The sequence below is a fragment of the Salisediminibacterium halotolerans genome, assembly GCF_003814815.1.
Lineage (GTDB): Bacteria > Bacillota > Bacilli > Bacillales > Salisediminibacteriaceae > Salisediminibacterium > Salisediminibacterium halotolerans.
The window spans coordinates 110,118-131,280 of record NZ_RKQQ01000001.1 but is presented as its reverse complement, the minus strand read 5'-3'; the positions used below and the strand labels follow the sequence as shown (position 1 = coordinate 131,280).

At 48.5% G+C, this 21,163-nt stretch carries 21 protein-coding genes, 2 pseudogenes and 1 riboswitch; of the genes and pseudogenes, 14 read left to right on the top strand and 9 right to left on the bottom strand.

Going from position 1 to position 21,163, the window contains the following annotated elements:
- Positions 1 to 33: 33 nt before the first annotated feature.
- Complete coding sequence (locus EDD67_RS00655; RefSeq protein ID WP_121439275.1) at positions 34 to 825, bottom strand: 2-oxo acid dehydrogenase subunit E2; 792 nt, start codon at positions 823 to 825, stop codon at positions 34 to 36.
- 207 nt (positions 826 to 1,032) lie between these two features.
- Between EDD67_RS00655 and EDD67_RS14185 the strand changes: the two are divergent.
- From EDD67_RS14185 to EDD67_RS00625, 5 genes and pseudogenes are all read left to right on the top strand, one after another.
- Positions 1,033 to 1,899 (top strand): annotated as a pseudogene (locus EDD67_RS14185) (DUF6920 family protein).
- Positions 1,900 to 1,961: 62 nt separating this feature from the next.
- A complete protein-coding gene (locus EDD67_RS00640; protein ID WP_121439272.1) occupies positions 1,962 to 2,177 on the top strand; it encodes a PLD nuclease N-terminal domain-containing protein in 216 nt (71 codons plus the stop codon).
- Positions 2,174 to 3,076 (top strand): ABC transporter ATP-binding protein, encoded by a 903-nt coding sequence (locus EDD67_RS00635; protein ID WP_121439271.1) that lies wholly within the window; start codon positions 2,174 to 2,176, stop codon positions 3,074 to 3,076. The genes EDD67_RS00640 and EDD67_RS00635 overlap by 4 nt, the downstream gene beginning before the upstream one ends.
- Positions 3,076 to 3,864 carry an ABC transporter permease gene (locus tag EDD67_RS00630; protein WP_121439270.1) on the top strand — a complete coding sequence of 263 codons (789 nt, stop codon included), beginning with the start codon at positions 3,076 to 3,078 and terminating at the stop codon, positions 3,862 to 3,864. The genes EDD67_RS00635 and EDD67_RS00630 overlap by 1 nt, the downstream gene beginning before the upstream one ends.
- A gap of 173 nt (positions 3,865 to 4,037) precedes the next feature.
- Entirely contained in the window at positions 4,038 to 4,973 is a 936-nt protein-coding gene (locus EDD67_RS00625; protein ID WP_121439269.1) for an aldo/keto reductase, read from the top strand.
- 23 nt (positions 4,974 to 4,996) lie between these two features.
- Here the strand turns inward: EDD67_RS00625 and EDD67_RS00620 are convergent, their stop codons facing one another.
- From EDD67_RS00620 to modA, 3 genes are read right to left on the bottom strand one after another with little or no spacing between them, the layout of a single operon-like run.
- Positions 4,997 to 6,034 carry a sulfate/molybdate ABC transporter ATP-binding protein gene (locus EDD67_RS00620; protein WP_121439268.1) on the bottom strand — a complete coding sequence of 346 codons (1,038 nt, stop codon included), beginning with the start codon at positions 6,032 to 6,034 and terminating at the stop codon, positions 4,997 to 4,999.
- Between the two features lie 5 nt (positions 6,035 to 6,039).
- Complete coding sequence (gene modB / locus EDD67_RS00615) at positions 6,040 to 6,711, bottom strand: molybdate ABC transporter permease subunit (protein ID WP_121439267.1); 672 nt, start codon at positions 6,709 to 6,711, stop codon at positions 6,040 to 6,042.
- On the bottom strand, positions 6,711 to 7,499 hold the full coding sequence (gene modA, locus EDD67_RS00610; protein ID WP_121439266.1) for a molybdate ABC transporter substrate-binding protein: 789 nt from the start codon (positions 7,497 to 7,499) through the stop codon (positions 6,711 to 6,713). The genes modB and modA overlap by 1 nt, the downstream gene beginning before the upstream one ends.
- A gap of 68 nt (positions 7,500 to 7,567) precedes the next feature.
- A riboswitch (molybdenum cofactor riboswitch) is annotated at positions 7,568 to 7,723 on the bottom strand.
- Positions 7,724 to 7,900: 177 nt separating this feature from the next.
- On the opposite strand from modA, the gene fliD reads away from it, so the two are divergent.
- The 6 genes and pseudogenes from fliD to EDD67_RS00580 all read left to right on the top strand — a co-directional run bounded on the left by fliD (position 7,901) and on the right by EDD67_RS00580 (position 12,728).
- Positions 7,901 to 9,691 (top strand): flagellar filament capping protein FliD, encoded by a 1,791-nt coding sequence (fliD, locus tag EDD67_RS00605; protein ID WP_121439265.1) that lies wholly within the window; start codon positions 7,901 to 7,903, stop codon positions 9,689 to 9,691.
- Positions 9,692 to 9,722: 31 nt separating this feature from the next.
- The gene (gene fliT, locus EDD67_RS00600; protein WP_093073874.1) at positions 9,723 to 10,079 is read left to right on the top strand and encodes a flagellar protein FliT; all 357 of its coding nucleotides are present in this window, start codon (positions 9,723 to 9,725) and stop codon (positions 10,077 to 10,079) included.
- 63 nt (positions 10,080 to 10,142) lie between these two features.
- Complete coding sequence (locus EDD67_RS00595) at positions 10,143 to 10,547, top strand: flagellar protein FlaG (RefSeq protein WP_121439264.1); 405 nt, start codon at positions 10,143 to 10,145, stop codon at positions 10,545 to 10,547.
- A gap of 156 nt (positions 10,548 to 10,703) precedes the next feature.
- Positions 10,704 to 11,087: pseudogene (fliS, locus tag EDD67_RS00590) on the top strand (flagellar export chaperone FliS); the annotation flags it as partial.
- Between the two features lie 293 nt (positions 11,088 to 11,380).
- The gene (locus tag EDD67_RS00585) at positions 11,381 to 11,773 is read left to right on the top strand and encodes a DUF8042 domain-containing protein (protein WP_121439262.1); all 393 of its coding nucleotides are present in this window, start codon (positions 11,381 to 11,383) and stop codon (positions 11,771 to 11,773) included.
- Positions 11,774 to 11,777: 4 nt separating this feature from the next.
- Positions 11,778 to 12,728 (top strand): ROK family protein, encoded by a 951-nt coding sequence (locus tag EDD67_RS00580; protein WP_121439261.1) that lies wholly within the window; start codon positions 11,778 to 11,780, stop codon positions 12,726 to 12,728.
- Positions 12,729 to 12,830: 102 nt separating this feature from the next.
- Here EDD67_RS00580 and EDD67_RS00575 read toward each other — a convergent pair whose 3' ends face one another.
- Positions 12,831 to 14,603: an alpha-glycosidase gene (locus tag EDD67_RS00575; RefSeq protein ID WP_121439260.1), complete on the bottom strand. Its 1,773-nt coding sequence runs from the start codon at positions 14,601 to 14,603 to the stop codon at positions 12,831 to 12,833.
- Positions 14,604 to 14,797: 194 nt separating this feature from the next.
- Between EDD67_RS00575 and manA the strand changes: the two genes are divergently transcribed.
- Positions 14,798 to 15,775, top strand: a complete 978-nt coding sequence (gene manA / locus EDD67_RS00570; RefSeq protein ID WP_121439259.1) for a mannose-6-phosphate isomerase, class I — start codon at positions 14,798 to 14,800, stop codon at positions 15,773 to 15,775.
- On the opposite strand, the gene EDD67_RS00565 is transcribed toward manA, so the two are convergent.
- Both EDD67_RS00565 and EDD67_RS00560 read right to left on the bottom strand, forming a co-directional pair.
- The gene (locus EDD67_RS00565; RefSeq protein ID WP_121439258.1) at positions 15,764 to 16,027 is read right to left on the bottom strand and encodes a hypothetical protein; all 264 of its coding nucleotides are present in this window, start codon (positions 16,025 to 16,027) and stop codon (positions 15,764 to 15,766) included. The genes manA and EDD67_RS00565 overlap by 12 nt on opposite strands.
- Positions 16,028 to 16,064: 37 nt before the next feature.
- Positions 16,065 to 16,466: a single-stranded DNA-binding protein gene (locus tag EDD67_RS00560; RefSeq protein WP_158638162.1), complete on the bottom strand. Its 402-nt coding sequence runs from the start codon at positions 16,464 to 16,466 to the stop codon at positions 16,065 to 16,067.
- A 471-nt stretch (positions 16,467 to 16,937) separates the two neighbouring features.
- Here EDD67_RS00560 and EDD67_RS00555 point away from each other — a divergent pair, with 471 nt between their 5' ends.
- Complete coding sequence (locus EDD67_RS00555) at positions 16,938 to 17,135, top strand: cold shock domain-containing protein (RefSeq protein ID WP_121439256.1); 198 nt, start codon at positions 16,938 to 16,940, stop codon at positions 17,133 to 17,135.
- 192 nt (positions 17,136 to 17,327) lie between these two features.
- Positions 17,328 to 17,885: a ribosome hibernation-promoting factor, HPF/YfiA family gene (gene hpf / locus EDD67_RS00550; RefSeq protein ID WP_093073894.1), complete on the top strand. Its 558-nt coding sequence runs from the start codon at positions 17,328 to 17,330 to the stop codon at positions 17,883 to 17,885.
- A gap of 58 nt (positions 17,886 to 17,943) precedes the next feature.
- On the opposite strand, the gene ptsG is transcribed toward hpf, so the two are convergent.
- Positions 17,944 to 19,968: a glucose-specific PTS transporter subunit IIBC gene (gene ptsG / locus EDD67_RS00545; protein ID WP_093074312.1), complete on the bottom strand. Its 2,025-nt coding sequence runs from the start codon at positions 19,966 to 19,968 to the stop codon at positions 17,944 to 17,946.
- 232 nt (positions 19,969 to 20,200) lie between these two features.
- Positions 20,201 to 21,046 carry a glucose PTS transporter transcription antiterminator GlcT gene (gene glcT / locus EDD67_RS00540; RefSeq protein WP_121439255.1) on the bottom strand — a complete coding sequence of 282 codons (846 nt, stop codon included), beginning with the start codon at positions 21,044 to 21,046 and terminating at the stop codon, positions 20,201 to 20,203.
- Between the last annotated feature and the right edge of the window lie 117 nt (positions 21,047 to 21,163).

Sequence of the window (21,163 nt, the reverse complement as noted above, 5' to 3'; positions counted from 1 at the left end):
GAGAACGAACCTGTCATAAAACAGATAATGTTTCTATAACCCGTCCCCATCCTCAACAAGCTTCGTGAGCGCCCTGACGGCAGTTGCGCCGTCAATGACATTATGGTCAATGGCGACGGTCAGAAAGAGGAAATCCCGCAGTTCAATGTTTCCATCTTTCACCCCGGGTTTTTGAATAATCGAACCGACGGTGAAAGAGAGCGGGTGAACGCTGACCGGGAGAACCCAGCCGTTAATTTTGCCGATCATGCCGACAGAAGAAACCATCACTGTCCCCATAAGCTTTTTAGTTAAAAAAGGGCGTTTGATGATATTTTTCCACAGGATCCGGCGACAACATCCGGGCAGCGCATAATAGACTTTCATGAAAAATGCGTTCTTCGTCTCTCCTAACACGTAATCCCCTTCATCATTGATCGCCGCTGTTTGTCCGCTTCTGATTTCCGCTTGAATCTCCGCTATTCCTTTGTCATTTGTTTTCCGCAGTACATAAGGCAAAGGAACGTTTACTCCATTCAATTCCCTTTCAATCATTATCGAAATATCAATATCCGCGAAAACAATGATGTTTTTTTTGCCTTTTCGAATCCCGTGCAAACTGTCGCAGCTTTCGACGGTTTTACTAATACACTTGATGAACCAAGCGTTAAAGGAGATAATCTCTCCTTGCTGCTTTTTGTCTTGCAAAATATGCCGCGCATCAGTGACATCCAGTTCAATGAAGGCATAAACATGGTGTTTCATTTTACTTGCTGCGCCAATATCAATTGTTGCCAGCCGGCTTGAGGAAAAAGATTCGCTGCGGTAATCACCTGATTGTTTCATAAGTGGTCCTTTCTTAAAAATTATTTGCGGCCGTTGCTTTTATTGGCGGTTGATATTTATTACTGTCCCCATATGGTATGATATAAGTATTATATAAAAATTTTTCCAGATATAATAATGAAACGATTAAACTTAAGGCAGTCAATGGAAACGAAGAGCGGCAATATTCTTTATGCCGACGAATGACAGTAGGATAAGAGGATAAAAATGAAGAGCTTGTTTACTAAATACTTGCGAATCGTCCTGCCGGGTACGCTGATTTTTATTTCAGCCCCGTTTTTGCTCGGTCGCTTGCAGATGAATAGAAAAATTGCCAAGGAAAAGGAGAAGCTGCTGGCGCTTCCGGCGATAAACGAGGAAGATGAATCCTCGCCGATTACGATAGATAATCTAATGAGCCTTCCCGCCCCCGTGCAAAACTGGCTGCAATCTATCGGTGTGATCGGTCAAGAAAAGATTCGAGCTGTAACGCTGACCCAAAGCGGTCAAATGCGGCTGAATCCGGAACAAATAACGTGGTTTAAATCTTAGGCACGTCAATACATCCGCGCCGATGAACCGGGTTATTTATGGCAGGTGGACGTACGGATGATGCCGCTTCTCAATACGAAAGGACGCGATTTGTTTTATGAAGGAGAGGCTGCGATGGAGATTCGTATCGGTTCACTTATTCCGGTTGTTAACGAAAAAAATAACCGTAAACTGAATGAATCGTCCTTGCACCGGTTTTTATTGGAACTTCCTTTCTATCCGACCGCGGCGTTGGCAGATTACATTGTGTGGAAAGAAATCGATGCTCAAACCGCAAGAGGGATCCTGACTTATAAGGGTATAACGGCAGAAGCGGACTTCTTTTTCGATCAATCAGGTAATCTGATCCGGCAGGAAGCGCTGCGTTATCACGGCAGTGATGAACAAGCTGAAAGAATTCCTTGTATTGCAGAAATTACCGCATACTCGTCAATCGAAGGGCTGCAGATTCCGCGTGAAGCAACAATCACGTGGATGCTCGCAGACGGCCCGTTCACTTGGTATAAGTTAACCATTGCCGATATTCAAATCGAACGATATTAACGAGATAAACGAACACGTTACCGCAGGAGAGCAGCAGATTTTTTCAAGGAGGAACCGCTCGCATGAATGAACTGATCGCATCGCTTCAAGAAGTGAACTGGCCGCTGATTGCGCCGCTATTTTTATTGTCTCTTATCTTAATGATCACCGCGTTAGTCGACTGTCTTAAACGCGGACAGACGAACGGACCGAAAATACTTTGGATTTTGGTTATCGTGTTTATCAATTTTTTCGGCCCGATTGTGTATTTTTTGTTTGGCAGGAGGAACAATGAATGAATTTAATCGAAACGAAAGGACTCGCGAAACAATTTAACGAAACCGCCGCTGTGAAGGATTTAAATTTATCGGTCCGTGAAGGAGCATGTACAGCGCTGCTCGGTCCGAACGGAGCCGGAAAGACGACAGCTTTGAATATGCTGACGGGGTTAATGAAACCGACACAAGGAACGATTCATTTCCATGCGAACTACCCCGGTGACAGAAGAGAGTATCTTGGGTATTTGCCGCAGCATCCGAAGTTTTTCGGCTGGATGTCGGGTCTGGAGTATGTCACCTTTGCTGCGCAATTGGCCGGCTTAGAAAAAGAAGAGGCGATTGCGCGCGCCAAAGAGATGCTCGATTTGGTCGGGTTGACGGATAATCGGGCCAAGAAGACGGCGGGCTACTCGGGCGGGATGAAACAGCGGCTCGGCATTGCTCAGGCGCTCGTACACAGCCCGAAAATGATTATGCTGGATGAACCGGTATCCGCGCTCGATCCGATCGGCCGAAGAGAGATTCTTGAATTGATGAAAGAGCTGAAGAAACGGACATCGATTCTGTTTTCGACCCATGTCTTACACGATGCGGAAGAAGTCTCAGACGATATTTATATTATGAAAAAAGGCGAAGTTGTTGCAGAAGGCAGCTTAGTTTCCCTTCAAGAGAAGTACCGGCAGCCGGCGATTGTGATTGAAACGGAACGAAATCTGGCAGATTGGGCACAATTGATCGAAGACAAAGCGTGGCTGCGGCATATGAAAACAGAGGAAACCAAAGCCACCTTAACGGTAGAAAACATTGAGAACGCGCGAACAGAGCTGTTAAACGACGCTTCGCTCCAGCAATTGAATATCGTTAAATTCGAAGTGATGAAAACGTCATTAGAGGATTTATTTATGCAGGTGATGAACTGATGCAGCAATGGAAGGTTCTTTTTAGGAAGGAACTAAAAGAGTCGTTAAGGAATTACAAGTGGCTCTGGATCCCGGTTGTGTTCGTATTATTAGGGATCACACAGCCGCTGACGTCCTATTACTTTGCCGACATCATTGAACAGTTCGGCGCTTTGCCGGAAGGAGCAATCGTAGATATTCCTCCGCCGACGAGCGCAGAAGTGCTGGCTGGTACGTTAGGGCAGTTTAACCAAATCGGATTGTTAGTGCTTGTATTAGCGTTTATGGGGACGGTCGCAGCAGAAAAAAATGACGGAACGCTGATCATGGTGTTAGCGAAACCTGTTGCTCACTTTAATTATCTCACCGCGAAGTGGGTGCACGTGTTAGTTTTGGCGGTCAGTTCCTTTTTGTTAGGGTACGCAGCAGCCGTTTATTACACGATTTTATTAATCGGGTCCATTTCTTTTTCTCAAGTTGTAATTAGCGCCTTGGTTTATTGTTTATGGCTCTGTTTTGTTATGACGCTTGCCGTTTGTTTGAGCGCGCTCTTAAACAGCAGCGGCTTAGCGGCTTTTGCAACTTTGGCAACGGCGCTGATTTTAAGCATTGCCAGCATCTACGCACCGGACCTTGTTAAAGGTTCGCCGGGAATGCTGACCGTGTACAGCGAGCAGTATCTTTATGCGGGAGAACCTGAAGACGGTTTTTGGCTCGGTGTGATTGTGACGGCCGGATTGATATTCATAATGATGAGTGCAGCGATTTATCTGTTTAAAAATCAGGAGGCAGCGAAAAATGCCGGCTGAAAATTGACGGTTGTCCGTCTGTCTCGGCAGTAAAGCGTTCCGAATTGTCTGTTAAAACAGAATGATTTTTGTTAAACTGAAGATCAAGGTGAAAACAGTGCACCTTGATTTTTTTACCGGATTCACGAAAGCGGTTTCGTGAATTGCGTAAATGACTGCGAGGGGGAAAAATAATGAAAAAGCGGCCGTTAGGAAACACCGGAAAGTTTGTGTCAGAAATCGGTCTGGGAGCATGGCAGCTCGGGAACACAAAAAACGGGGGGACGATGACCGAACGTGAAGGGATCGAAATCGTTGAACAAGCGCTGGAATCGGGCTGCAACTTCTTCGATACGGCGCCGAACTACGCGCTCGGAAAGAGCGAGCGGATTCTCGGCAAAGCTTTGGACGGCAAGCGCGATGAGGTGATTATCAGCAGCAAGTTCGGTCATCATGCCAACGGCGAGATTGACTTTGACCCGGCGACGATTGCTCCGTCTGTGGATGACAGTCTCGGGCGTCTAAAGACGAATTACTTGGATTGTGTTTTGCTCCATAACCCGCCGTTTGAATACTTAAACGGCGAAACTGAACACTTTGCCGAACTGGAGAAACTGAAGCAGGCGGGAAAAATCGATGCTTACGGCGTTTCTGTTGATACGAGTGAAGAGATGTTTGCAGCGATGAATCAGACGAACAGCCAAGTGATTGAAGTGATGTTCAATATTTTTCATCAAGATCCGGCGAACGCTTTCCAGGCCGCTTATGAAAAAGGAATCGGCCTGATCGTTAAAGTCCCGCTTGATTCCGGCTGGCTCTCCGGTAAATATAATGCAGAGAGCACGTTTGCGGACATTCGCAGCCGTTGGACACCGGAAATCATCAAGATGCGCACGAATATGCTGGAAGAAACGAAAAAATATCTTAATCAGAATGAAAGCCTCGTCAAACAAGCGATGGCGTTTATTTTAGCCTATGAGCAAGTCTCAACGGTGATTCCCGGGGCGAAAAGTGTTGCACAATTAGAGGAGAATTTTTCCGCCGCCGGAAGTTCCATGGATAGCGAGACCGTTAAGCAGCTGCAGCAAATGTGGGAAAACGAATTGAAGGACAATTCGCTTCCGTGGTAGGTGTGTGAACGTATGCAGTCAGCTCAATGATACAGCGGCATAATTGCTTCGGCGGGAATGGATACGTGAACGGTCTGGCCGATTTGATAGCTGTCTGTATTCCGGACTGACACCCGCCAAGTGAGGCCGCCGATATTTATCAGGATCGTGCCGTCTTTAACACCCGGAACGACCCGTTCAATGACCCCGGTTTTGATACCGGGGTCATTTGTTTTGTCTGAAGAAACGATCCCGATGGTGTGCCCGTGAACAGCAACGCCGCTCAACGGTGCGCTGACCTTGTGAAATCGTTCCTTGCCAATCATCAAAACGCCGTCTTCGTCAACAGCGAATGCCCGGCCTTGAAAAATATTTTCAATACCGAGTATTTCCGCGGCAGCAATAGATTCAGGGCGGGTTAATACGTCTGCACGCGCGCCTTTTTGCAGTACGCGCCCATCGTGAAAGAGCATTCCTTCTTCACTGAGCCGGTAAGCTTCTTCGATGTTGTGGGTGACAAGAAGCGCGACCCCGTGATAGTGTTCACCGATCAGCCGGAGCATATCGACTTCCAGCTGTCTGCGAATATGCTGATCCAGAGCGGAGAAAGGTTCGTCTAACAAAAGCAGCCTCGGTTCGGTAATCATCGAGCGCGCAAGCGCCACGCGCTGTTTTTGCCCGCCGGACAATTGCCCCGGATAACGTCTGCCGAAATCTTGCAGCTGAATTAGTCTGAGCCAGTCCGCGACTTTAGCGCGGATTTCTTCTTTTGGCCGGCCTTTCAGACCGTACGCGATATTATCGGCGACGGTCAGGTGCGGAAAGAGCGCATAGCTTTGGAAAACATAGCCGGATTTTCGCAGCTGCGGCCGGACGTTAATGTTCGTTTCACTGTCAAACCAGACGCTGCCGTCCATAACAATCCGTCCGTGATCGGGGGATAAAATGCCGGCGATCGTCTGCAGCGTCAAACTTTTTCCGCACCCGGACGGACCGAGAATACCGGTTAAGCCGGCGGCGGCGGTGAAAGAAATATCAAGACTGAAATCGGGATACTGTTTTTGAATATCGGCTTCGAGCATCGTCATCACCCTTGAATGACCCGTTTTTCTAAACGGTTAATCGTGTATAAGATCGTAAGCGCGACTACGGTCATGATCGCGACAAGCACGTTCGCCATTTCCCGGTCGCCTGCTAACAGTGCATCATAGATCGCAATCGGCATTGTCATCGTTTCATTCGGGATGCTCCCCGCTACCATCAGCGTCGCGCCGAAATCACCGAGCGCGCGGGCAAATGTCATGGTGATTCCGGCGACGATCCCCCGCCAGGCAAGCGGGATGGTCAGTGTGAGGAAAATATTGATTTTCGATCGGCCGAGAATCTCTGCAGAATAAAGCAAATCTTCCCCGACCGACGCAAACGCCGTTTTGGCGGATTTAATCATAAACGGGATCGACACGACAAGCGCGGCGACGACGGCAGCCGCAGGGGTGAAGACGAGCGTGACCCCGAATGTGTCCTCGAGAAACGTCCCGATCGCACTGTTTCGCCCCAACAGTACGAGCAAATAGTACCCGAGCACGGTCGGCGGCAGGACAATCGGCAGCGTGATCAATGTATCAATCAGGGTGCCGAGACGCGAGTCGGCTTTATGAAGATAATAAGCGATCGGAATCCCGATCAAAATTGCCAAACCTGTTGCCGTTAATGCGACCCTTAATGAGAGAAAAAGGGGGAACAGCGAGATATCGGCCATTACGACTCCTCCTCAGGAACGATAAATCCATACGCCTCCATCGTCTCTTTCCCCGAACCGTCGGTGATATAATCGATAAATAACTGTGCTTCTTCTGGATGATCGGCCTGACTAGTCACGCCGATGACCTGTTCAATCGGCTCATGAAGCTCCTCGTCTAATAGTATAAAGTCATACCCGTCTTCGTTGGCGATTCCGAGTGAATATGCAATAATCCCCGCGTCTGCATTGCCGGTCTCAATGTGCGTGAACGCATCGGTGATATTGCGTCCGTATACCAGTTTGTTCTCGACGTCTGCATAAAGTCCGCTTGCTTTGAGCGCTTCTTCTGCCGCCATTCCGTAAGGTGCATGGGCCGGATTAGCGATAGACAGCTGTTCAATCTCAGCAGAAGTGAGATCAGCGATATTTTCAGCTGCGCCGGTATTTTCTTCCTTCATCATTAAACCGATGCGCCCAAACGCATAAGGCTGTGCCGACTCCTCAATAATATCGTCGGTTTCGATTAAATGATCGATAAACGATACATTGGCCGAGGCAAATACGTCAAACGGCGCGCCGTTTTCAATTTGATCAGCCAGCTGCCCGGTTGACCCGAACGAAAAGGTCAACTCAACCCCGGTTTCAGCTTCAAATTCATCTTTTAGCGCCTGAAAAGCCGGGTTTAAGTCTGATGCGGCTGCAATCGACACTTCGGCTGTTTCCGCTGCCTCCTCTTGACCACTTTCAGCGGCGCATCCAGAGCTTATCGCTAAGATAATTGCACCGGCTGCGATTCGTTTTTTCATACGGCAAACCTCCAAGAAAAATATGTACAAAAAAAGGCGCGGCAAAGAAACCGCGCCTCTTGATCAACTGCACCAATGAAACGCCTCCTTTACAAAAAAGGGAAGGTCCGGGTGTTTCCACACAGGACCCCGTGAACAGAAAGAAACATCGTGACATTCTGCTCAGGTCAACGTACCATAGCCGAAAGGCCGCAGGTATCAGTGACTCGGAGACTGATATAGACTTTTGATATGTCAGTTCAATTATACCGTATTCTAATAGGCCTGGGTATGAATGATTTGTGAAAACATCGGCAAGTTATTTTTGTTATTTTGCTAAATATCCGGCCCCGTTTCACCGATAATACATATAGATAGAAACTTGCTTTGACATCAGAATAAGGGAAGGGTGGTTCAAAGTGATGCGGATGACGGGCTTTGCCACAGGAATGGATATTAATCAAATGGTAAAAGATCTCATGCAAGCCGAGCGGATGCCGGTGCAGCGGATGGAACAGGATAAGATTGAAATGGAGCGGAAGATGGACGAATTCCGCGAAGTGAACCGCAAGCTCGACCAATTCCGGCAAAATACGTTTGACGGGATTTACCGGCGTTCGAACATGCTTCAACGCGAGGCTTCGAGCACGAATGAGTCGCTCGTAACTGCTTCAGCGCAATCGAGCAGTCAGACCGGCTCGTTTACAATTGACGAAGTCACCCGGCTCGCGTCGGCTGCGACGGCGGCAAGCGAAACAGCGATTGTCGATGCCGACGGCGCGAAAGCCGATCAGAATGCATCTTTGGCTGATTTATTCGGGGAAGAAGAAGGCCTGCGGCGTGGAACGCTGACAGCGGAAGAGCATCAAGCAAGCTCCGGCGACAATGCTGTCAGGCTGAACACGGCTTTGCCGACAGCCGACGGAACGCTCGATACCGATGCCGCCGCGCTGCGGGTTGTCGTCGACGGGCAAGCTGTCCAATTCGGCGAAGACTTTACTTTGTCTGAAGATGGAACGGAGCTGTTGTTTCATGAGGCTTTTTCAAGCACGGCCTCGGTCGAAATAACCTCCGCTGTCACCGATGAGACCGGAGGAGATACTTTTTTTGTTTCAGATCTGACAGCCGCGCATGAAACGGGCGCAGTGACGGATACGTTTATTTTTTCCGGGGAAGAAACGATTGCCGATGCCGTCGATGCGTTGAACCGTTCGGAAACGGGCGTCAATGTCTTTTTCGATGAGCAGTCGAGCCGCATCTCCGTGCAGCGCGATGAAACCGGCCGTTTTAACGGAGAAGACGGGGAGCCGGAACTGACGTTTGATACCGGGATCGGCGGAGCCGGACTGTTCGGCAGTGCGTTTCACTTAACGGATTCCGGTGCGAGCGGATCGAATGCTGCCTTCACCGTCAACGGACTTGAGACGTACCGGACGTCGAATGAATTCACGATCAATGACGTGACGATGACGCTTCATGAAACGTTCGATGCCGGTTCGGTGACGGTCGGGACAACCGTCAATACCGACGGTGTCTTTGAAACGATTATGGATTTCGTCGCTGAATACAATGAGATTGTCGAGCACGTCAACGATAAACTCGGCGAAGACTATTACCGCGATTATGCGCCGCTGACCGATGATCAGCGCGCCGACATGACCGAGCGGGAAATCGACCTGTGGGAAGAGCGTTCTGAAAGCGGGCTGCTTCGCGGCGACCGTACGCTGCGAAACGGGATGACTTCGATGCGCACGGATTTCTACACGCCGATTGCTGCGGAGAATGCCGAGGGATTCACGCATTTGGCGCAAATCGGCATCGCGACGACGAATGATTATACGCAAGGCGGCAAGCTTGAGGTCGACGAAGAAGCGTTAAAAGCAGCGATCGACGAAGATTCGGAAGCGATATTTCATCTTTTTACTGCTGATGGAGACAATTACGGGGAAAAAGGCATTGCCAGACGGCTGCGGGATTCTGCTGATCAAATGATTGAATCGATTTCTATTCAGGCAGGGGGAATGCGCGGACGCAATATGAACCACCAGTTCACACTCGGGCGGGGAATTGAACGAATGGATAACCGGATTTCCAATTTTGAGCGCCGGATGGAGCAAGTGGAAGACCGTTATTGGTCGCAGTTCAATGCGATGGAAGCTGCGGTGAACCGGGCGAATCAGCAAGCGGATACGCTGTTTTCTTTTATCTATTAACGAAGTTTAACGGAAAGAACGGAGGCAAACCATGTCGTATTATACTGAAATGCTCAAGTGGACGAAGCGGTTTCTTGACCATGTTGAAATGCCTCTTCCTAAGAGCGATGCCGAGCGGGACGATTATTTTCAGCAAATCGACCGTTTTTTAACGAAGCGGGGAGAACTTTTGGCCAAGCTCGGGAGACCGGAAACAGATCACGACCGCCGGATCGGCCAGACGGTGATCACGATGAATAAACAGGTCAACGATCGATTGGCGGCGCTGCAAAAAGAAATCGGGCAAGATTTATCAACGGTCCGAAAAAAGCGGCAAACCGGAAAAAGTTACGAAAATCCTTATTCGAACCGCACGCAAGACGGCGTTTTTTTCGATTCGAAAAAATAGTTCACAATCGGCGAATCAAGCCGATATAAGATACAGGACCTATATAAAGAGGAGTTGGTGCACATGGACGTGAAATCAATCGGATCCTCGCCGGCACACGATTTTTTATCCCAGCAAAGAGAACGGGAAGATCGGCGGCAGGTGCAGACAGAAGGGCAGCAAGCAAAAGCTCCGGCACAAGGACGTGCAGACGCAGCAGTGAAACAAGCAGCAGAGATTGCTCGAAACGGGGGACAGGCTTGGCCGGCCGCGGAACTCGACGACGCCTTAACGGCGATGAATGAACTGCATGAAATTCAGCATACGCAAATGCAGTATGAAAAACACGAAACGCTCGATCGCACGATGGTCAGGGTTGTCGACCGTGATTCTGAAGAAGTGATCCGTGAAATCCCGCCGGAAAAATTTCTCGACATGATTTCGCATATGCTTGAATTTGCCGGCCTGATTGTCGATGAGAAGGCTTAAGCAAAAGCAGGAAAAGGAACTTGCGATGTAAAAAAACGGGTTCTGATGTTTTTTTGCTAAAGATTGGCTGTTATCTGCCGATATTACGTATGTGAGCATGAATCGTTCCGCCTAAAACCGGCGGAAGATGGACGAGAAGGAAAGGGTGTTGTGACAATGGCTGTCAATAATCCGTACGCGAAGTATCAGCAATCATCAATAGAGACGAAGTCTCCCGGTGAACTGACGTTGATGTTATACGAAGGCTGCTTGAAATTTATCCGTTTAGGCAAAGAGGCGATGGCGGAGAAAAAGTATGACGTGAAGAATACGAATTTGCAAAAAGCGCAAAAAATTATCCGCGAGTTAATGGTAACACTCGATATGGACGCCGGTGTGAGTGAAGAGATGCTGACGATGTATGATTTTATCCACGCCAAGCTCGTCGAAGCGAACATGAACAACAGCGTCGAGGCGCTGGACGAGGCGGAAAAATTCGTGACACAGTTTCGCGATACGTGGAAAGACGTGATAAAAGAGGACCGGAAAAACCGGTTCGGAAGCCGGGAGACGACTGCTCCGCAGGCATCGGGACAAGCGTCGGCAGCTCAGTCCGGCGAAAAACCGGCGTCTGTGCCGAACAATCCATACACGCAAGCGAAGCAGGCGTCTGCCGCCGCCGGAAGCGGGCGCACGAATTTTCGCGGTTAAAAAAACAGATACAGGTTGATGAAGGGCCGCTGCCGGTGAACTTGGCAGCGGTTTTTTCTTATTTGTTGCCCGGACGTAATTTGTACCTTCAGCTCAGGCAGTGATAAAATAAGAAATAGTGATTCAACAAAAGGGGGCAGCGAATGACACAGCAATTAACCGAAGCGCAGCAGACGTTTTTAACGCATTACCGCGACATGCTCAGTGAAGTGGAGCGCTCAGTCGCTTACGTCAGCGAGTGCTATATCAAAGAAGATTACGATATCGGCGATCGGCTGTTAAAAAGCGTCATCGAAAGTCTGGCGGCTTATAATATCGAAAATATGACGATGGATTCGATCTTCAGCAGCGATGCTGAAGCAGTTCAGGTTTTAGGCGAGTTTCAAGAAGCGGCGTCTGAAGCTTTAAACGTTGACGAAGTGCACGCCGGAGAAGGGGAGCGGATGCACTTTACGCATGAAGTGCTGTTGCCGCGTTTAGCTGCCTGGGGAAAGGTCGTTGACCGTTATTTAGCGGAAATTAACGCGAAGGGGTGAACAGATGGGGGTTATTGGGGTCGATATTGGCGGAACGAACGTTCGCATCGGCTGGTTTGAAAACAATCAGCTGACAGCGAAACGCGCAGAAAACACGCGTTCCTTTGCGACGCCGGCCGAGGCGGTCGCCTATATAAAAAACGAAATTCGCGCGCTGTCACAAGCGTCAGAGACGGAGCTGACCGGAATCGGCGTTGGTGCACCGGGCCCGCTTGATCCGTTTCGGGGCTTAATCATTTCACCGCCCAATTTGCATGGATGGCGCGGGGTGCCGTTAAAATCATGGCTCGAAGACGGCTTCGATGTTCCGGTTTATGTTCATAATGATGCGAATGCAGCCGCCGTTGCCGAATACGTGTCGATGCAATCGTATGCGAGCCGCCGCGCGGAAAATATTGTTTATATGACAATCAGTACCGGGGTCGGAACCGGCGTTGTCTGCGACGGCCGGCTCCTTCTCGGGCACTCCGGCGGAGCAGCGGAATTTGGCCACACGGTGATTCGCCCTGACGGGGTTGAGTGCGGTTGCGGCCAGCAAGGATGCATCGAGGCGCAAATTTCCGGCACGGGCATCGTTAAACGGATGCGCGCAGCGCTTGAAAAGGATGGAGGGGACACGGAATTAAACGCGCTTCTAAAGGCGGACGTTACTTCTTCAGATGTGCTGATCGCCGCGAAAAACGGCGATGCACTGGCCTCTCAAGTCGTGACAGATGTCCAAGAGGATCTGAGCATTGCGATTTCGAACGCTGTTCATGCTTACAACCCGCAAGTTTTAATTCTTGGCGGCGGCGTCATGTCGGCCGGCGATTGGTTTTGGCAGCCGGCGGTTGAGCAGGCGCGAAACCGGATGATGGCCGGTATGAAAGAAGATGTGATGTTTCGAAAAACGGTGTACGGGGAAGACCTTGGTCTTTTCGGGGCCGCTGCGCTTGTGTCGTTTTTTGAGCGCTGAGAACCTCCCGCAAACATAAAAAAACCGCTCTCTGTCTGCTGCACAGCTGAGCTGAAGCAACAGACGCGAGAGCGGCGGATTTTTCTGCCGGTTGGAGAAGTTTTACTGTTCTTTTAAAATCACAAAGCTTAATGGCGGAAGTGCAACGTTTAATTGGCCGCGCTTAGTTTTATATTTTTTGTTCGTTGCCGTGTCGCGAAACGCGGCTTTGCCGAACCCGCTTGTGCGGATTTTCGCTTTTTTATCGCTGCTGTTCATCATGATCACGAAGCGGTCTTGACTGTCCGTGCGTTCAAATGCGACATACCCTTTGTTCTTCTCCGCGGAGAGAAAGCGGAATGTGCCGTTTTGCAGCGCCGGGTGATTTTTTCTGAGCTCGATCAAGCGCTGGTAAAAGGCAAACAATTCGTGATCCTGTTTGTCTTCTTCCCAAATCATCGGCTTGCGGCAGCCGGGATCAGCCCCGCCGTCCATGCCGATTTCATCGCCGTAATAGATGCACGGCGCTCCGAAATACGTCAGTTTAAAGGCGGCAGCCAGTTTCATCCGGGCCTTATTGCCGTCGGCAATTGTTAACAGCCGCGGGGTGTCGTGTGAATCGAGCAGGTTAAACGCAACTTCGTTCGCCTGCATCGGATAGGCGATTTTTAATTGATCGAGCCGGCCCATAAATGATTCAGCGTCAATCTCATTTTTGACGAAGAAATCGATGATGCTGTTAGTGACTGGATAGTTCATCACCGCGTCAAATTGATCGCCGCCGAGCCAAGCGAGCGAATTGTGCCAGATTTCGCCGAGGATATAGGCTTCCGGATTTGCTCGTTTAACGGTCGCGCGAAAATCGCGCCAAAAACGGTGGTCGACTTCGTTAGCGACGTCGAGCCGCCAGCCGTCAATGCCGATATCTTCAACCCAGTACCGGGCAACTTCGAGCAAGTACTCTTTCAGTTCCGGATTTTCGGTGTTCAGTTTCGGCATATGCGGTTCGAATGCAAACGCATGGTAATTCGGCGGATTCGTTTGGACCGGGAACTCTTTTATGTGGAACCAGTCTTTATACGGTGAATTTTCTCCGTTTTGCAAAACGTCTTGAAACGGCGGGAAATAATATCCGGAATGATTAAAGACGGCATCGAGCATCACGCGAATCCCGCGTTTATGCGCTTCGTCGACCAGTTCTTTCGCCTTTTCATTCGTGCCGAACTGCGGATCGACTTTTAAGTAATCAATCGTATCGTATTTGTGGTTTGAGTAAGCTTCGAAAAACGGCGTAAAATAAATACAGGTAATGCCGAGATTTTTTAAATAATCGAGATGATCGATGACACCTTGCAAATCGCCGCCGAAAAAATTCGTCCGTGTCGGTTCGGCATCAGCTGTCCAGGATTCTGTTTCCGGCGGGTTTAAAGATGGATCGCCGTTTGCGAACCGCTCCGGAAAGATTTGATAAAAAACGGCTTGTTTAACCCACTCCGGCGGTTTATTGACATCGATCGGATTGAGAAACGGAAATTCGAACATGCCGGAAGGGGACCAGAGCATGCCGACGCCTGATGACTGCATTTTTCCTTCGCTGAAGCCGACTTCGTTGTAATAGACAACCGATTTGCCCTGTTCAAATTTAAACGCGTAGGCAAAACGAAGGTGCGGCGGTTTCACTTCGGCGTGATAGTAGTCAAACAAAGAGTCTTGGGCAAAGACTTCCATCGGTGTCTCGGTAATGGTCTCATCATTAAAATTGTACTTGTCTCCCCAGATGACAGCGACGCGGTCCATATCTCCGCGTTTCGTGCGGACCCGGATATGAAGCGTTTCTTCATCATAAGCGTAAGCGTATTGCGATTTTGGCTGGTGATAGATCGCTTCCAGCAGCATAAACATCCTCCTTTGGATTCATCGGGCGTTCAATGCGAGTTGCGAAACGGAACTAATGCAATCGTTTGCGCAAACGGACGTTTAAACTTCCCGATAAGCATTTGTTCACAAGTATAGCACGGTTGTGAAAGCGTGTCCATTCAAGCTAAAACAGTTGCAAAAAAAATCAGTTGATATGTAAAGGAGCGGAAATGATGAACGATATTTTGAAATTTGAACCGGTATGCAAAGAAAAAGTTTGGGGCGGGACGAAACTGCAGAAAATATTCGGCTATTCGATTCCGTCAGATCGAACGGGGGAATGCTGGGGCATTTCCGGTCATCAAAGCGGCACAAATAAGGTCATTAATGGACTGTATCACAATAAAACGCTTCGCGATGTATGGTTTGCGAACCCGGAACTGTTCGGCCGCGCCTCTACTGCAGAAGAGGAATTCCCGCTGCTCGTAAAAATGATTGATGCGCGCGACGATCTGTCTGTCCAGGTTCACCCTGATGATACGTATGCGAAAGAACAGGAAGGGTATGCGTACGGCAAGACGGAATGCTGGTATATTTTAGATGCCGATCCCGGAGCGGAGCTGATCCTCGGCCATCACGCAGCGACAAAAGAAGAACTGAGCTCATGGGTGTATAACGGCGAATGGGATAAACTGTTTCGCCGCGTGCCGGTGCAAAACGGGGATTTCATTTATGTTCCAAGCGGGACGGTGCATGCGATCGGCGCGGGGATCGTCCTTTTAGAAATTCAGCAAAGCTCGGATATTACGTATCGTTTTTATGATTATGACCGGCCGGACCAACACGGTGAACTTCGCGATTTGCATATTGAAGATTCGATTGCATGCACAAACGTTCCGCACGAGGAGCCGTTATTGAAGCGGCCGGTCTCAGAACACGGCGGGCTTTTAACAGAGCGTTTAATTGCGGAAAATTATTTCACGGTGAAACGCCTGACTTTGCAGGAGAAAAACGGAAGTGTTCGCATCGAACCGGATACGTATGAGCTGATGACAGTTATCAACGGAGGCGGTGAGATAACGATCGGAGAACGTACGTATGGGCTGGAAAAAGGTGATCATTTTCTCGTGCCGGCAACGGTTTCACACTATTTTCTCGCAGGCGAGATGACGCTGATTTGTTCAACTGAAACGGCACATTTATCCGCTTGATTGGTTCGCGTGCTGATTGGACGGGTTCTCAATCAGTGCGCGCAGCAATACATCGTCTGAATTAATGTTTTCTTGATGGTGCATGTTCATTTGAATGTGCATCGCTTGCAGTATTTGCGTCATTCGCTCAATTTGATCGTTCTGTTCGTTGACGGTATCGATTAGATCATCGACGATTTCAAGTGAGGCGAGCTGGTTATCGATTTTGGCGAGCTTGTGCATCATTACTTTCGTCAGTTCTGAGTCAGTCATCGTTTTTGTTCTCCTTTAATCTTTTTAAATGGGTTTATCAAAAAGGAAGATTGTCTTGCGGCAAAGCGGTGTCGAGCGCGGTTTCTTGCGGGACGGGGATCTCGCCGTTGTTATCATGGTTGCGTTTTAACTGCAGAAATCCGACGTTTTCGGCGATCATATCCGGGACAGAGATGCGTTCATCTTCTTCTTTTTGCAAATGTCGCATAACTACCCGCCCGTTGACAGAAATGAGCGATCCTTTTGTGCAATAATCGGCGACAAGTTCGGCGAGCCGTTTCCAAGATACCATCGGAATAAAGTCGGTATCGTACTGCCCTTTACTGTTTTTAAACGGTCGGCGCACAGCAACGGTGAAGCGTGTGTAACTGACGCCGTCTTTCGTTGTTTGGATTTCCGGGTCTCTTGTCAGGCGTCCGATAAATGTAAATTGATTCATGTTTATCCCTCCTAAATATGATTGGCTGTTTCTCCTTCTGCTCCCTTCGTAAGAGTGTTCCGGCATAAGCGCTTACAGCCCGTCCGGATTGTCGCCTACCTGCATTGACTAATCGCCGCAGCTGCACTGAAGATGTTAAAGGGGGATATGTATTGTCTGTATCAGAAAGCTGGTGGGGAATATTGACGGTGATAGAGGACACAAGCGAGGTCGTAAGCGTGGTGTAATCCGTTTCAGAGAATGAATGGCATCAATTCCACAAAACGGATTAGATGACAAATTAATAGTAGCGGATTGTAAGGATTAAAACACGTGGCTTTATACCTATATTTTCGTGTTCACAATTTGTTCAAAAAGGGAGCTTTTGAATGGAAAAATTCGTAAAGTGTTTGACGAAAGCGTTTGCAATTGATAATATAAAAGTGTGGAATCGTCCACAGAACTTTTTTACGAAGGGATTGTGTTGCGAACATGCAAGGAAAAGTAAAATGGTTTAATGCAGAAAAAGGTTTTGGTTTTATCGAACGGGATGGCGGTGACGATGTATTCGTACACTATTCTGCTATCGACCAAGAAGGATTCAAAACATTGGATGAAGGACAAGACGTAGAATTTGAAATTGTTGAAGGCACACGAGGTCCGCAAGCCGCAAACGTACAAAAAGTGTAACGAAGCGTATACATGAGACAGACAAACATATCGAACGACTGAAAGGTGCCCCGTTTTCTTTAAGCTGAAGAAAGCGGGTTTTTTTCCATAATCAAGTAACTGAAAATTCCGTGAAATTTATTCCGGTTTAAGCAGGAATTCATAAGGGGAAGAGAGAATTATATATACATACCCGAAAGGAGGAGTTTGCTTATGAATTTTAATATTCGTGGCGAAAACCTGGAAGTTACATCATCATTAAGAGATTACGTCGAGAAAAAGGTGGGCAAGCTAGAAAAGTATTTTGATACAGCACCATCCTCCGATGTCCACGTTAAAATGAGTGTTTTGAATAAAGAGCAAAAGGTAGAAATTACAATACCAATGCCGCGTCTGTTGCTCCGTGCTGAAGAAAAACACACGGATATGTACGCAGCGATTGATCTTGTAATTGAAAAACTTGAACGTCAAATTCGTAAGCATAAAACGAAAGTAAATAAAAAATTCCGCACGGACGACAGCTTGAAGTATATGTTTAAAAACGAGCTGGAGCCGCTTGCAGAAGAAGAAATTCCGGCAGATGACGAAGATGTGCAAATCGTTCGGACGAAGCGGTTTGATTTAAAACCGATGGACGCCGAAGAAGCGGTCCTGCAAATGGACATGCTCGGGCACAATTTCTTTGTTTTCGCCGATGCAGCCAGCGGATCGACAAGCGTTGTGTATAAGCGCCGCGACGGCAAATACGGGCTGATTGAGCCGGAAGCTTAAACGAATAACGAATACAAAGCCGCCGTTCACAGAACGGCGGCTTTCAGTGTGTCTATTGTTATGATGAAAGCCGGATGCGGTCGTTCTCACCCGCAAGCGTGCTGCCGGCTTCGGCAATTGTTACGCTCTGGCTTTCGTGAAGATTTGTGAAAATCACCGGTGTGATTGCCGATTTTGCATGTTCATATACATAGTTTAAATCAAATTCAAGCAAAAGGTCACCGGTTTTGACGGTATCGCCTTGCTGTACGTGTGCAGAGAATCCTTCGCCTTTCAGGTTGACGGTATCGACACCGACGTGGATGAGAATTTCTGTACCGTCTTCTGTCTGCAGCCCGATCGCGTGGTTTGTCGGGAACAGGTTGACGACCGTCGCATCGACTGGCGAAACGACGTTTCCGTTTGCCGGTTCAATCGCAAAACCGTCGCCCATCATTTTTTGCGCAAACATATCGTCCGGCACATCAGCGAGCGGTTTGATTTCTCCTTCGAGCGGCATAGCTACTTCTACGGAACTTTCAACTGCAGCAGCTGACTCAGCAGCAGCGGGATTTTCTTCCCGGCGCGGCGTCTTACCGCTTATGATGTCTTGCATTTGTCCTTTAATCGTTTCCGAGCGCGGTCCAAAAATGGCTTGGACATTTTTATCGATTTGCATCACGCCGGATGCGCCGAGCTCTTTCAAGCGTTCTTTGTCGACTTTTTCGGTATCAGCGACGGAAATACGCAGGCGTGTAATACAAGCATCTAGGTACGTCAAGTTTTCTTGCCCGCCGAAGGCAGCGATGACTTCGTGCGGCAAATCGTCGTTCGATGTTTTCGTTTCACTGCTGTCGCCGTTATTTGCTTCACGTCCAGGCGTCATTAAGTTGAATTTTTGAATCGCAAAACGGAAGCCGAAATAATAAATCAGCGAGAACGCCAGACCGACAGGGACAACGAGCCACCAATCTGTTCGGTTCGGCAAAATTCCGTATAAGAAATAGTCGATCACACCGCCGGAAAAGGTCATGCCGATTTGCACATCAAGAATGTGCATTGTCATAAACGAGAGACCGGCAAATATTGTGTGTACTGCGAACAAAATCGGAGCGACAAACAAAAAGCTGAATTCAATCGGTTCAGTAATACCGGTAAGAAAAGATGTCAAGGCAGCTGAGCCCATAATTCCGGCGACAACCGCTTTATTTTCCGGGCGGGCGCAGTGATAAATCGCCAACGCCGCAGCCGGCAGGCCGAACATCATAAACGGAAACTTCCCGGTCATGAATGCTCCAGCGGTAATTTCGGCCCCGTCACGGATTTGCGCAAAAAAGATTTGCTGATCGCCGCGAATGATTTCCCCGGCGGCGTTCGTGTACTGGCCGAATTCAAACCAAAACGGCGAATAAAAAATATGGTGCAGACCAAACGGGATGAGCGCGCGCTCAATCACACCAAAGACGAATGTTGAGATAGTACGGTTTGATTCGGTCATAATATAAGCCAAGTTGTTAAGCCCGTCTTGAGCAAAAGGCCATAAGAAGTTAAGCGCGACACCGAGCAAAATCGCTGAGGCAGCGGTAATAATCGGCACGAATCGTTTGCCGGCAAAAAAGCCTAAGTAAGACGGCAATTCAATAGTATAGAATCGATTGTACATGTAAGCGCCTAACAGACCGGCGATAATTCCGCCGAAGACGCCGGTTTGCAAGGTCGGTATCCCTAGAACCATCGCAAGGTCGGGGCTTCCCTCGACCATGCCGGCATCGATTCCGCTGATGACGCTCATCGTTACGTTCATAATTAAGTAACCGATGATCGCGGCAAGGCCGGCAACGCCGTCACCGTCAGATAAGCCGATTGCCACACCGACAGCAAAGAGCAAAGCTAAATTAGCGAAAACAATATCGCCGGCTTCTTGCATCATTTCAGCAATTAAAGCGACTGTCGGCGTATCGAGAAAAGCGAAGCGGGCAATCATGTCCGGGTTTTGCATGGCATCGCCGAAAGCGAGCAATATTCCGGCTGCCGGGAGCAAAGCAACTGGCAGCATCAGTGAGCGTCCTACTTTTTGCAGAACACCGAATGAATTTTTAAACATTGTCAGAACCTCCTGATTTTTTTAGAAGTGAAAGAGAGCAGCGCGCCGGTCGTCATTACTGCGGGCAAAACGGCCGTTTTTTGCCATAAAAAAAAGCATGAGGGAAAAGGAACGCAGGTTGAAACCGCAGCAAGAAGATAGACTTCTCCTCACGGCCAAGCTGCAAAGTCCTTTTCTCTCATGCCTGCTTTATCAGTAACACGGAAAAAGATCAGCGTAATAAGTTATAATTTTATAATGATGTGCGCACATTGTCCTCGAGCCGCTGCAAGTGCAACGTTAAATAAACGGCTTCGGACTCGGGAACAGCTGTCTTTAAGCGCTGTTGCATCACTTTCATCAACTTCCAGGCTAAACTATAGCATACGGGATATTCCGATTGCAATACCGTTTTCAAAGAATCGTGATTTTCAACGTAATTTTCGTTTCGGATCCGTTCAACCGCGTGATGAAGGTGACGGACGAGCCGTAAATAGTTTGCGTCTTGCCGGTCGATTTTGATATCAAGGTGCGTCTCGATCATCCCGATCAGTTCAGAAACGAGTTGGGTATGCTGATTGATTTCGTTTAAATTGCGATTTGTGACAGCACTGTGAATATGCAGGGCGATAAAGCCGATTTCACCTTCCGGGAAACGGATGTCGAGTTGACCGTTCAGCCATTCCGTCAGTTCTGAAGCGACGGAAAATTCTTTTGGGTAGGCAAGTTCGGTCTCTTTAAGAAACGGATTTTTAATCCCGTGCCCTTGTTCAATACGGCGAATCGTAAAATACAAGTGGTCGGTTAATCCGACGTGAATGTGTTCATTTACTCTTGCTTGGAAGCGGTCTTCCAGTTTTTCGACAAATTCATTCATAATCCCGACGAATGTTTCATCGACAAAATCGAGCAGTTTCACATACTGATCCTGTTCCTGCCTGTCTTTTAGCACGAAAAACTTTTCCGCCTGTTCATCAGCAATCGGATCGCCGGCTGAGCGGTTGAAACCGAGCCCTTTTCCGATTAAGATGACTTCCTCGTGGTCAGGGTGTTCCGCGACGACAACGTTGTTATTCAAGGTTTTTTTTACTTTCAGCATGGGCGGATCCCCCCGGTAATTTCAAACTGACGCCAAGTATAAAGAATAATCGTCAACTATTCAACAATATTCGACAATTATCTCGAAGGGCGGGACTGCTTGTAAGGCTTTCGGCAA

Coding starts and splice junctions, on each gene's coding strand:
- EDD67_RS00655 (WP_121439275.1), bottom strand. CDS start 825: ATGAAACAATCAGGTGATTACCGCAGCGAATCTTTTTCCTCAAGCCGG.
- EDD67_RS00640 (WP_121439272.1), top strand. CDS start 1,962: ATGAATGAACTGATCGCATCGCTTCAAGAAGTGAACTGGCCGCTGATT.
- EDD67_RS00635 (WP_121439271.1), top strand. CDS start 2,174: ATGAATTTAATCGAAACGAAAGGACTCGCGAAACAATTTAACGAAACC.
- EDD67_RS00630 (WP_121439270.1), top strand. CDS start 3,076: ATGCAGCAATGGAAGGTTCTTTTTAGGAAGGAACTAAAAGAGTCGTTA.
- EDD67_RS00625 (WP_121439269.1), top strand. CDS start 4,038: ATGAAAAAGCGGCCGTTAGGAAACACCGGAAAGTTTGTGTCAGAAATC.
- EDD67_RS00620 (WP_121439268.1), bottom strand. CDS start 6,034: ATGCTCGAAGCCGATATTCAAAAACAGTATCCCGATTTCAGTCTTGAT.
- modB (WP_121439267.1), bottom strand. CDS start 6,711: ATGGCCGATATCTCGCTGTTCCCCCTTTTTCTCTCATTAAGGGTCGCA.
- modA (WP_121439266.1), bottom strand. CDS start 7,499: ATGAAAAAACGAATCGCAGCCGGTGCAATTATCTTAGCGATAAGCTCT.
- fliD (WP_121439265.1), top strand. CDS start 7,901: ATGCGGATGACGGGCTTTGCCACAGGAATGGATATTAATCAAATGGTA.
- fliT (WP_093073874.1), top strand. CDS start 9,723: ATGTCGTATTATACTGAAATGCTCAAGTGGACGAAGCGGTTTCTTGAC.
- EDD67_RS00595 (WP_121439264.1), top strand. CDS start 10,143: ATGGACGTGAAATCAATCGGATCCTCGCCGGCACACGATTTTTTATCC.
- EDD67_RS00585 (WP_121439262.1), top strand. CDS start 11,381: ATGACACAGCAATTAACCGAAGCGCAGCAGACGTTTTTAACGCATTAC.
- EDD67_RS00580 (WP_121439261.1), top strand. CDS start 11,778: ATGGGGGTTATTGGGGTCGATATTGGCGGAACGAACGTTCGCATCGGC.
- EDD67_RS00575 (WP_121439260.1), bottom strand. CDS start 14,603: ATGCTGCTGGAAGCGATCTATCACCAGCCAAAATCGCAATACGCTTAC.
- manA (WP_121439259.1), top strand. CDS start 14,798: ATGAACGATATTTTGAAATTTGAACCGGTATGCAAAGAAAAAGTTTGG.
- EDD67_RS00565 (WP_121439258.1), bottom strand. CDS start 16,027: ATGACTGACTCAGAACTGACGAAAGTAATGATGCACAAGCTCGCCAAA.
- EDD67_RS00560 (WP_158638162.1), bottom strand. CDS start 16,466: ATGAATCAATTTACATTTATCGGACGCCTGACAAGAGACCCGGAAATC.
- EDD67_RS00555 (WP_121439256.1), top strand. CDS start 16,938: ATGCAAGGAAAAGTAAAATGGTTTAATGCAGAAAAAGGTTTTGGTTTT.
- hpf (WP_093073894.1), top strand. CDS start 17,328: ATGAATTTTAATATTCGTGGCGAAAACCTGGAAGTTACATCATCATTA.
- ptsG (WP_093074312.1), bottom strand. CDS start 19,968: ATGTTTAAAAATTCATTCGGTGTTCTGCAAAAAGTAGGACGCTCACTG.
- glcT (WP_121439255.1), bottom strand. CDS start 21,046: ATGCTGAAAGTAAAAAAAACCTTGAATAACAACGTTGTCGTCGCGGAA.